This window comes from Desulfococcus sp., assembly GCF_041737845.1.
GTDB lineage: Bacteria > Desulfobacterota > Desulfobacteria > Desulfobacterales > Desulfococcaceae > Desulfococcus.
Genome location: NZ_JBGSQX010000140.1, coordinates 1 through 10,004, shown reverse-complemented (window position 1 = coordinate 10,004; position 10,004 = coordinate 1). Strand labels below are relative to the sequence as shown.

9 protein-coding genes are annotated in these 10,004 nt (G+C 62.9%); all 9 read right to left on the bottom strand.

Annotated features, from left to right (window positions below; translation table 11 throughout):
- Positions 1-840 (bottom strand): type VI secretion system protein TssA (gene tssA / locus ACEW8N_RS16390; protein ID WP_373500923.1); only part of this gene is annotated, 840 nt, incomplete at its 3' end.
- Positions 833-1,657 (bottom strand): type VI secretion system accessory protein TagJ, encoded by an 825-nt coding sequence (locus tag ACEW8N_RS16385; protein WP_373500922.1) that lies wholly within the window; start codon positions 1,655-1,657, stop codon positions 833-835. The genes ACEW8N_RS16385 and tssA, both read right to left, overlap by 8 nt.
- 367 nt (positions 1,658-2,024) lie before the next feature.
- A complete protein-coding gene (gene tagF, locus ACEW8N_RS16380; protein ID WP_373500921.1) occupies positions 2,025-2,813 on the bottom strand; it encodes a type VI secretion system-associated protein TagF in 789 nt (262 codons plus the stop codon).
- Positions 2,798-6,256 (bottom strand): type VI secretion protein IcmF/TssM N-terminal domain-containing protein, encoded by a 3,459-nt coding sequence (locus ACEW8N_RS16375; RefSeq protein ID WP_373500920.1) that lies wholly within the window; start codon positions 6,254-6,256, stop codon positions 2,798-2,800. The genes tagF and ACEW8N_RS16375 overlap by 16 nt, the downstream gene beginning before the upstream one ends.
- Entirely contained in the window at positions 6,257-6,931 is a 675-nt protein-coding gene (locus ACEW8N_RS16370; RefSeq protein ID WP_373500919.1) for a DotU family type IV/VI secretion system protein, read from the bottom strand.
- A 2-nt stretch (positions 6,932-6,933) separates the two neighbouring features.
- Positions 6,934-8,319: a type VI secretion system baseplate subunit TssK gene (tssK, locus tag ACEW8N_RS16365; protein ID WP_373500918.1), complete on the bottom strand. Its 1,386-nt coding sequence runs from the start codon at positions 8,317-8,319 to the stop codon at positions 6,934-6,936.
- Between the two features lie 18 nt (positions 8,320-8,337).
- Positions 8,338-8,880, bottom strand: coding sequence for a type VI secretion system lipoprotein TssJ (gene tssJ / locus ACEW8N_RS16360; RefSeq protein WP_373500924.1), 543 nt, complete (start codon positions 8,878-8,880; stop codon positions 8,338-8,340).
- 41 nt (positions 8,881-8,921) lie between these two features.
- Positions 8,922-9,695, bottom strand: coding sequence for a hypothetical protein (locus tag ACEW8N_RS16355; protein WP_373500917.1), 774 nt, complete (start codon positions 9,693-9,695; stop codon positions 8,922-8,924).
- Positions 9,696-9,698: 3 nt separating this feature from the next.
- A partial coding sequence (locus ACEW8N_RS16350) for a hypothetical protein (RefSeq protein WP_373500916.1) occupies positions 9,699-10,004 on the bottom strand: 306 nt, incomplete at its 5' end.

Here is a 10,004-nt window from a genome sequence, read left to right as displayed (position 1 = left end):
GCCGGACAGCCCGGCTTCCTCCCCGGGTGCTTCCGCCGCCGCCCCTGGGGGCGCCTCGTCCGGCTCGTCCGGCTCAGCCGCCCGCTTCTCTTTCAATATCCCCGATACCAGCCGTTCGCAGTCCGCGAGGGCCTTGTCGATTTCGGAGATGAGCGGAGCATCCCCCCCGAACTTCTCATCGACTACGGCGTCGAGGGATGCAAACAGTGCCCGGGCTTCCCCGATCCGTTCGGCGAGCCCGGCGTAGAATTCCTTTGAAGAGCGGGCAACGGCGCTGTCGAAGACCTCCGCCGAAATCTTGCCGTCGGCGATCATCTCCTGCCGCGCCCCGGAGTCCTTGGTGTGTTCCTCGTATCCCACCGATCGGGACTCCTGCCATTTGATCCAGGAGTAGCCGGATGTGGCCCCGGGGTCGGTGAGAGGGATGGCGCGGATCATGAACCCGAGGGTGGAATTGGCGAATTCCAGGGGGGCCGCGCGAAAATCGAGGTCGCCGTCCTCGATCCCGGGGTAAAGCCCCTCCCAAAAACGGGTCAAGAGCCCGCTCATGATCTGGAAGCCGGCGATGAGGCCGTCAACCCCCTCCGTCCTGACGAGGGCCTCGGCAAGCCATGCGGCGATCTGGAGGTCCTTGGATTTCTCCGTCAGGGCCTGGACCGAAAGCTTGATCACCCGGTCCCAGTCGGACACCTTGAGTTCGTGCTGCCAGTCGCCCCGGTCGAGGGCATCGTCCGCGCGCCGGGCCTCCCGGATCTCGTCGTATACCGGCTTGTATCGGAGTTCTTCGCCGGCCGGATTCTCCCCCGGAAACGGCGCCAGGATGGGATCTATATCAATCATGGGCCACCCCCTCCGAGGGCGGTCCGGGTGGCCCAAACAGGATCTCTCCGATTTCCAGTATCGGCACGTCCGCGTCGCCGATCTGATAGACATGCTGGCCCTGCCCCCGATAAAACGACCCTCCCAGGGATTGCCAGTCGGTCATGCGCCCCATCTTGATCCTGTCGTCCGGGTGGGCATGGGATCCGGGATAGATGACCGGCAGGAAGCAGTTCAGGGTGAGCCCGTCCCAGGCGGTGATTCGAGCCGTGGCCCAGATCAGGTCGAAAAGGGATCCCGGGGGGGCGATCACGAGCTCCCGGACCGAATCGAAGGGGATCCAGGCATAGCGCTCGTGGACAAAGGCCTCCAGGAAAAAGGCGAGCCGGCTGTCGGTATCGGTGAAGCCGGCAAAGGCGGCGCCGTCGCGCGTGCCGGAGATCTCCGCCCGCATCCCGTCCGCCGCGTTGAAATCCGCTTCCGCCCCCTCCATGTCCCCGCCTTCCAGGGCCGCAAGGGCCGAGAAGTAGACCTCGGCGTAGGGCGGGGCCTTGGGCAGGAAGGACGGACGCCCACCCGATCCGTTGACCTCCGAGCGCTCGCGCTCGGCCGCGATCAGGTTTTTGTAGACCTGGACGCCGATATCCGCCCGGACATTCTGGGCGGCGATGATATCCGCCTGTTTGAGGGCCTTGTCCCATTCTCCGAAAAGAATCAGCACCTGAAACAGGATCGTCCGCATCGCCGCGTCGGCGGGGGAGCGCCTCACGCCCTCGACGAGCGCCTGCCTCGCCTCAGCCAGCTTTCCGGCGTTGATGAGTTCTCTTGGGTCTGTCATCCTTTTTTCTCCCGGCATCTTTGTAATCTCCCGGAATTCTGGTTCTCCCGGTCCGGTGGTTGACGGTTCACTGACGATTTTCGGCCGAGACGCCGCAGCGCATCCAGATACTGGTCCCATGGCGGATCCAAAGGAGGACCTTCAATTCTCAAGGAGGATAACGAGAGCCGAAGCCTCGGGAAGAAGACGGTGACATCGTGTCAGGGTGACAGGGGTTGAGGTTTATTCCGAAGTATATTCTTCCCGAAACCCATTGTCAATGCGGCCCCTCCAACCTTTTTGGCCTGACCGGCCTTTTGGGCCTTGCCGGCCTTCTTTGATGAACTCGACCTTCACCCCTCGCGCGGTTGCCCCGAGGGAGGGGATGTCAAGGGGGGCCGGGCGGTTGTTTCAGGCCGTCATTCGGCCCATCGATGGTGCACAGCCTGACATAGTCCTCGGTCAAGATGGGCCGGTTCAGCACGGCCAGATAAGCGGCCTCCGTCACGCTGCCGATGAAGACCGCATTGGGCGTCCGGCGCGCCTGTCGGAAGAGCAGATCATGCCAGAAGCCGACCCGGACAAACGGGTCTTCAAAAAAACCGGCATCCATCCGCAGGAATGTCAGATCCGCCCGCATGGCGGCTTCAGCCCGGTCCGCCAGCTTCCGGGCCGCCGCCGCCCACGCCTCGTGCTCCCGCATGCGGTCGCGGCGGAGCTCTATCTCCCGCCAGTCGGAGGGCGGGCTTCCAAGATGCAGCAGGTCATCCCGCAGCGGCTCGAAGGCCCGGTAGGGCCCGCTCGATATCGATTCCATCCGCCGCCACAGCCCCTCAAACAGAAACGGCAGCAGGTCCCAGCCCTTTTCCCATGCCCGGATTTCACCGGTGCCCAGAATCATCAGGGGATGGCATCGGCCGATGCGGTCGCTGCTGGCCCTGAATAGTCCGCACAGAACGTGATCCTTCCGCGCGCCCCTGGCCCAGAAACGCCAGGAATACGACCCGGTCTCCCGGCCCCTGCCGGCATCGAGGGCCTTTTGGCCCGAAGCCAGCCAGCCTGAAAAGGCGCTGAAGATGGGGAGATCCTCGCCGACGCGGATAAAATCGGCCGCCGCCGGATGCTTCCCGAATGCGGCCCATTCCCAGCGCCCGATGGGCGTCACCGCCCCCAGCATGATGCAATCCCGCGGGGGGTTCCGGCCCGGACCCGGCTTTCGGTGGTGAGGCCCCGGATCTCCCTGTCTTCGCCGCTGAATTGATAATTGACCTTGACAAAGCTGATGTTCATCCGCTTCAGGGCATCCGCCTCCGCCGGGAAATCCTTTCGGCTGAATCTCCGGTCGCCGCCGGAAAAATCCAGAAGAAACGAACGGAACGGCATGTCGCCCGAGTATCGCTTGACCAGTTTCCGGGTCCCGACCTCGATGGTCAGCACGACATCCCCGCAGGCGCCGGGGGCCCAGTTGAAGACCTCCCTGACCGGGAACATCAGGTTGATCAGGCTCGTGGCCTTCTCTCCGCACTGGAGTTCGAGGATGACGGCATGGGGCTTGACCTGGGCATCCGCGTTGGTGTCGACGGGCAGGGCCTTGATGGTCACCCGGTAGTTTTCCTTGACCGTCCGGGCCTGCTTCTTCTGCTGGATGAGGCGGCTGTTCAAAAAGCCGAAAAACCGGGTGTCGATGTCCAGCGAATGATCGAGTGCCGACTTGGCGAAATACCCCCCGCGCCGGGGGCTTCGGTCCACGAAGGGGGCTGCCGGTCCCTGGACGAACTCGGCCACCTGCTCCGAGTTCGGGTCGAAGTCGATCATGACGTCCTTTTCCCAGAGGGTCTGGAGATGGCAGGCCGCCTCTTTGCGGTAATAGGTCCACAGAAATTCGAGGGGGCCGTCGATCAGGCTCCAGAAAACGGCGGCGGTTTCGCCGGGATTTCCCAGGCCGTTCCTGAGACGGTTTTGGGCCCCTGCCGCCTTGTAAAACGGGGATGTGCCGGTGACCGGGTCCTCGGTGAACACCTGGGCCGTCATGCCGAATGCCTCTCTTCGGGAAGCGGCCTTGGCCGAGATCTCTTCAAGCGCGCCCTGGTATTCCCTGTAAGCCTGAACCCCGAGATTGAAGGACGCGATCCGGTTTTCATCCGGCGCCTTTCCCGCACCCCTGCCGATGGCGGAAAAAATCTGCCCGCCCTTTTCGAGGGCCTGGGTCACCAGGCCCTCCTTCTGGTCCGGGGATGCCGCGGCCGCCGCCCGCACCAGGCCGTAGGTACCGGCCAGCACCAGCCATGCGGGGGCCCCTTCCCGGCCCGTGAATTCGACGAGCTCCGAATCCATTTTTTGATGGAGCGCCCGGTAAGGCCCCTGGTCCGTGGCCATGGCCACGGCGGTGGCCTGCCATTCCGCCTGGCCTCTCAAGCGCTCCTTGCCGCCGGGAAACGCGGTGAGAAACGACTGCCAGGTTTCGACGAAGCGATTCTTGTACCATTTCTCAAAAGCTGTTTTCCGGCCGGCGATCACCAGGGGTTCGGGCAGGGCGGCTTCCATCTCTCCCAGAAACCCCCGGATCTCCCCGTCACCCTTCCGGGTAAAGGCGGGAAGAATGACCGGGTCCCGGGTGCCTTCAAGGCTCCCGCCCCAGAAATCCTGAAGGGTGATCGCGGAGGCGTCGGTGGTGGCGTTGAACCATCCGGCCAGCCAGTTGAGGCTGCTCCGCTTCACGGTGAGAATCTGCTTGAGCCAGTTCTGCTGTTCGGTCATCTCCCCGGTGAGCCGGGTGATGTCGTCCCGCCAGATCAGGTTGTAGAGATACAGGTCCTGGAATCGCTGCCGGACCTCGGGGATCAGCTCCGGCGTCGGCATCAGGTTGACCGGTTCATATGCCGGCTGGGGCATCCGCCGCAGCGCCGCCAGGTTTTTCCCGTCGATGCGCGCCCCAAGGAGGTTGATGCGCTTCACCAGAAAGGCCGCATATCGCCCGATGACGACATCCTCGGTCGATTCGGAGAAAAGGGCCATCCGGGACGCCATCTCCCTGTCGAAATTGACCAGGAAGTTGTCCCGGAAGAGATCGCAGTACCTGGCCTTCAACCGCCACTCCGCCTTCCGGCTCTCTTCCAGTCCCAATCGGGGGATCCACCAGCGGCTGTTCTTCTCTTCAATATGAAGGATCCCTTTCCGAAAGGTGTTCATCGCCTCCAGGTCCATGAAGATCTCTCCCCGAAGCGCCGGGGGATTCGATACATCCCGCAGGGTCTTGAGGTTCTTGACGAAGGAGAAGCTCAGCAGGCCGCAGAGGGCGACGCAGAGGGCGATCCACGACGTCAGGCCCAGGTTCCTCGTCAGACGGCTCCACTGGATGGTCCGCTCGGTGAGGGTGAAGAGATTCCGGTCCCGGGGCAGAATCTTCGAGAAAAAGTCATAGAGGAACAGCCCCTTGTCGGTCCCGGGCAGCACCTCGCTTTCGCCGATCAGCCCCAGGGACTTCAGGAAATGGGAGTAAGGCGTGCCCTCCTGGCGGCCGCTGCTGAAGAAAAGTCCCCGCAGGACCGGGGTCTCCTGGTAGGGGTTTTCCTGGAACGCCCCCGTTATGAACGCCTGAAGGCCGGGCTTCAGGCGCTCGAACTCCTCCGGGAAGAGCAGCAGCTCCGGGTCGATCTCCCTGGACCGGATGGCATGGAAAAGGAGGAGCCTGAGGTCCCGCAGCCGCTGCCCCGTCGCCTCGACGGCCCGGGCCTGGAAAGCCGCAACATCCCGGGTGAGTTCCGTATTGACCATCCCCATGGCCTGGTCGAGGGTCTTTTCAGGGATGCGCTCGCAGAACTGGGTCATGCCCTTGATGAGATCGCACTTGGTGACCAGCACATAGACGGGGAACTTGGCGCCCAGGACCCGCATCAGCTCGTCGATGCGCCGCCGGATGGTCTTGCCGTCGGCCTTGAGCGCCTCGACATCGCCGTCCAGGAGTTTGTCGGCCGCCACGGTGACGACCAGACCGTTGATGGGCTCCCGCCTGCGGAATTTCGCAAGAAGGAACAGAAATTTCTGCCACTCCTCCTTGTCCCGCCCCTCGTCCACCGGCACCGCGAAGCGCCCGGCCGTGTCGATGATGACGGCCTCCTCGAAAAACCACCAGTCGCAGTTGCGCGTGCCGGCGGAGATCCCCGAGGTCTGGGTCATCTCGGCAAAGGTGGACGAGAGCCGGGCGCTCTTGATGGCCGTGGTCTTCCCGGTGCCGCTCTCTCCGACCACCACGTACCACGGCAGCACGTAGAGGGGGTTGCCCCGCTTCTTGAGATGGGAGCGCCGCAGGGTCTCGATGGCCTCCTTCCACCGGTCCTGCATCTCCTTGACCTGGTCCCGCTCCCTGCCCACGAGGGTGTCGAGATGGTTCTGGTCCTGCTGGATCACCTGTTGGACAAAATTCTGCTCCCTGTGCCGCAGCCAGATCTTTTTCACGAAGAGGACACCCATCCAGGCGCCCAGGAGCCCGATGACGATGAAGAGCGCCATCCACCAGGGCCATTTGAAATAAAACACGGCACCCGCAACCAACAGGCCCAGAAGGAAAACGAGCATGACGATCAGGGTGATCTTCAGCATTTTCATGAGGATCTGCTTCATTTACGGCACCGCCTTCATCAAACTGTCGCCGACATTGCCCAGGATGAACCGGTAGATCAGGAAGAGGCCCGCGTACAGCACCGCGGGAAACCCGATGCAGGCCGCGGTGAAGAGAGAGAATCGGCCCCTCCGGGACGGCGGGCCGATATGGCCGCCCTCGGCATAGGCCTCGGGAAACAGCTCCCCGTGATCGAGGGAGGGGATGCCCACCGAACTCCCGGTCAAGAGCTTGAGATTGGAGGTTTTGAGACCATCGATAAGAAATTCGTCCCCCTTCTGGCAGTAGCGGCCCAGGAAACCCATGGCCAGGCAGAGGAAATAGACCTCCCGGACATCCCGCTGATGAAGGCCGATGGCGCCGAGCCGCTCGAAAAAAAGCTCCCCGGCCTCGGAGGTGTTGTAATAGAGGAGCTGAAGCTGCTCTCCCTGCCACCGGTTCTTCTGGCTCCAGGAGGAGTTGAGGATCATCTCGTCGATCCAGGCGAAAACGGCAAACCGGGCCTCGTTGTAGTCCTCCTGGGACAGCCGGTCCCCCCGGAGGCATTTTTCGCTCTCGGCGATCATCCGGCGGATGGTGTTCTGCACCTCGTCGAAGGAGGGCTGGCGCTTGTCCATCGCCTTCATCACATAGGCGACGTAGGCGATCATCTCGATGAAACAGTCCGTCAGACGCATGGCTATGTTCTCCCTACCACCATCAATTCGACATGCAGATCCTCGGGCGCGCCCTCCCAGTACAGGGCGATATTCCGCCCGGATGCCACCTGCGCCCACTTGTCGCTGTGGTGATCCACCTGGAAATACATGGAATGGGCCCTTCGGGGAAGCTCCTGGGGGGGAAGCGGCAGGTGATCCATGCGGATGCCCGGCAGGGCCCGGGCGATCAGGATGGGGAGGGCCTCCCGGGAGCTCAGCTTGGCCACGACGCCGACGGCCCGGATGACCGCCGCCGGGTCCGCATCGGTTCCGAAAACCAGGTAAAACCGGTTCCGCCCCTCGAAGATCTGGGGTGGAAGCTCCGCAGCGAAATAGGTCCCGTCGTAGGTCAGGGGGATCATGTATTCCGGCCCCGCCGTGATTTCATCCAGGAGGCGTGTCACCAGGGCCAAGGCCCCCGAAAAACACGGCCAGAGGTCTTCATGGTCATAGGCGGCCAGGAGCGGCGTGCCGTCCCCAAGCTCCCCCATGCTGTTCACCGTCTCCGAAAAGGAGCTGAGTTCCCCGATCAACTGGCGAAGCACCCCGTAGACCGCCCACGGATGCACCCGCCCCGCCTCCATGGCGTGGGAGAGGATCGGGCCGTATCGGTTGAGGGACCGGAGCGCCAGGAGGTAAACCATGTCCCTTGCGCCGAATTCGGCCGTGTGAATCCCCCTGTCCCGCTTGTAGAATTCCAACTGGCGGCCCCGGGACGAAATCTGATCCCGGATCTCCTTGATGATCCTGTAAAGGATCGGTGAGGCGGACAGGGTGAGCGACGGCGGAATGAAACGCTCCGAAAGCACCACCGCGTCCCCCGTCCGCTCGAGCTGAACAAAGGGGATGAGGAGATAATCTCCCAACTGGTCGATCTCGGTCTCCCAGAACAGCTTGAGCACGTATTGGAGCCGCTTGACCTGGGCGTCGGGCCCGCTCTCGTGGAGGTCCGCCGTCTCTTCGGGGTCGGCCAGGGTGACAAAGCGGGTGGTGACGGCGGACAGTCTCTCCATCTTCTCCAAAACCGTGACATTGCCGCCGGCCGGATTCCATTTCTTCAGCCCGATATAAACGGTGAACGGCCGGCCCCCTTCCACCCAGTCCTCGTCATAGGCACGGGATTCCATCACCGCATTCTCCGGGTAGGCGACATAGGTCGTGTCCTGGAACAGGAACCCGCCCCGATAGGGCTTCTCAACGGAATTTCCGGCGATGATTTTGGGCGCTTCGAGATCGCCCAGCCCCCAGAAATGCGGCTGTGAAAACCGGAAGAGCGGCTCCCCCAGGGACTGGGCGTAGAGATCCGCCAACTGAAAATGCTGTGGCTGCAGGAAGAGTCCTTGGTGCCAGAACAGGGGTCTTTCCATCAATGCGCCCTCGCTTCGTTATTGGCCGGGATTCGACTCGATCGACAGAATCTGTTCCGGCCCCAGCTTGAGGTGGATCAGCATGTCGGCCACCATGGGGATCTCCTCCTTTTTGGAGAACATGCCGGTCGATTTTGTCATCAGGACGACCGGCACCCGGACCAGGCGGACGATCCGCTCCTTTTCCAGGGAATAGTACCCCGCCACAAAGGCCACATACCTGGCCTCTTCAGCCCGGTTGTAGATGTAGGTTTCACGCTCGCCCGGCTGGACGGTGATGGGGGTCGCGTCGGCCACGTCGCCGTGCGAAAAGCCGCAGTTGACGTCGAGGAGCTGATACAGGCCGTCCTCGTTGTTGGAAAGCCGATTGAATTCATTGGGATTTCGAAGCTGGTACATGCACAGATGGAGGGAATTGGCGTCTCCCCTGAAGCGGTTGAGCTCCCGGTCCGCATCGATATGGAGCTTGATGGCATTCTCCTTGTAGTTGAATGTCGCGCCGTAGGGCCACTCCAGCTTCTGCGGTTCGGGGGCTGATTTGCATGAGGCCATACCCAGCATCCACAAACCCGCGAATAACAGCAAACCAATCTTCCTCATGATCATCCTCCTTGCTTCTTCGACAACGCCTCACAGTTTTTCTCAAAGGCTCTCTGGAGTTCCATTTTGAACCGGCCGGAATCGAACCATTTTCTGCACTGGTCGAACCGCTCTTCGTATATCCTGAACATTTCGGCTTTCTGGAAGGGCCCGAACTTCACGCCGCCGGAGGCGGCCTCGGCGACCCGCCCGGGATCCAGTTCGGAAAGGATCCGGGCCGCCAGCGCCTCCGCCGCGGCCTGAAAGGCCTGCTGCGAATCCAGAAACGCTGTCTGGATCCGCTCGATATAGCTTTCCAGGGATACGGCATCCCCCTCCCCCTGGACCTGGGACCCGATGATGTGGCGGATGGAGCGGAGGCCTTCGCGGCCCCCGTAAAGGACGTCATCGATCACGGCCACCAGACGGTTGAGGGAATCGAACACGATGTTCAGGGACGCGGCCAATCGATTCAGCACCTCGGGGGAAGAGAGATCGGCGGGCGACAAGGCCTCCCCTATGATCAGGAAGAACACCCGCGCCAGGATCGCCGCCTCGCTGTCACGCGCCCCGACGCTGCTCCGTTCGGACGCGCCCCCGCCCGGCGGGGCGAACCGCCGGACCAGGCGCGACAATTCCTCCACCCTGCGGTCGGGGCCGAGGTCTTTGAACCGATCTTCTATGTATCCCTCGATCAGAACCCGGGCGTGCCCGGGATTCAGCGCATGGAGGCCGCGGACTTCATCGGCCAGGGCGTCCAGGTCCATCCGCCCGTCGGGGTTCAGCGCTTCCTGCATGGCTCATTCCCCCCGGTGATGATCATTGCGCCCCCCGGGCCGGATGATCACGGTTTCGAAGGCGATATCGTCCTCCGCTTCGGGTTCCGCCTCCGGGGGCTTTTTCCCGGGCGGAAGGCCGGCCTTTCCCGCAACAACGGTTTCGGGGAGATCGTCGTCCGCTTCGGGCGGCGGGGGAAGGGGCCCCGTGGCTTCCCGTCGTCCGGCCCGGGGCGCCATAAGGCTGCTTCCGCCGGGGTAGAGGACCACGGTTTCCGGGACCTCATCGGATGCTGCCGCCGGCGCGCCGCCCGCGGATCCGAAGCGGCC

Coding starts and splice junctions, on each gene's coding strand:
- ACEW8N_RS16385 (WP_373500922.1), bottom strand. CDS start 1,657: ATGACAGACCCAAGAGAACTCATCAACGCCGGAAAGCTGGCTGAGGCG.
- tagF (WP_373500921.1), bottom strand. CDS start 2,813: ATGCTGGGGGCGGTGACGCCCATCGGGCGCTGGGAATGGGCCGCATTC.
- ACEW8N_RS16375 (WP_373500920.1), bottom strand. CDS start 6,256: ATGAAGCAGATCCTCATGAAAATGCTGAAGATCACCCTGATCGTCATG.
- ACEW8N_RS16370 (WP_373500919.1), bottom strand. CDS start 6,931: ATGCGTCTGACGGACTGTTTCATCGAGATGATCGCCTACGTCGCCTAT.
- tssK (WP_373500918.1), bottom strand. CDS start 8,319: ATGGAAAGACCCCTGTTCTGGCACCAAGGACTCTTCCTGCAGCCACAG.
- tssJ (WP_373500924.1), bottom strand. CDS start 8,880: ATGCTGGGTATGGCCTCATGCAAATCAGCCCCCGAACCGCAGAAGCTG.
- ACEW8N_RS16355 (WP_373500917.1), bottom strand. CDS start 9,695: ATGCAGGAAGCGCTGAACCCCGACGGGCGGATGGACCTGGACGCCCTG.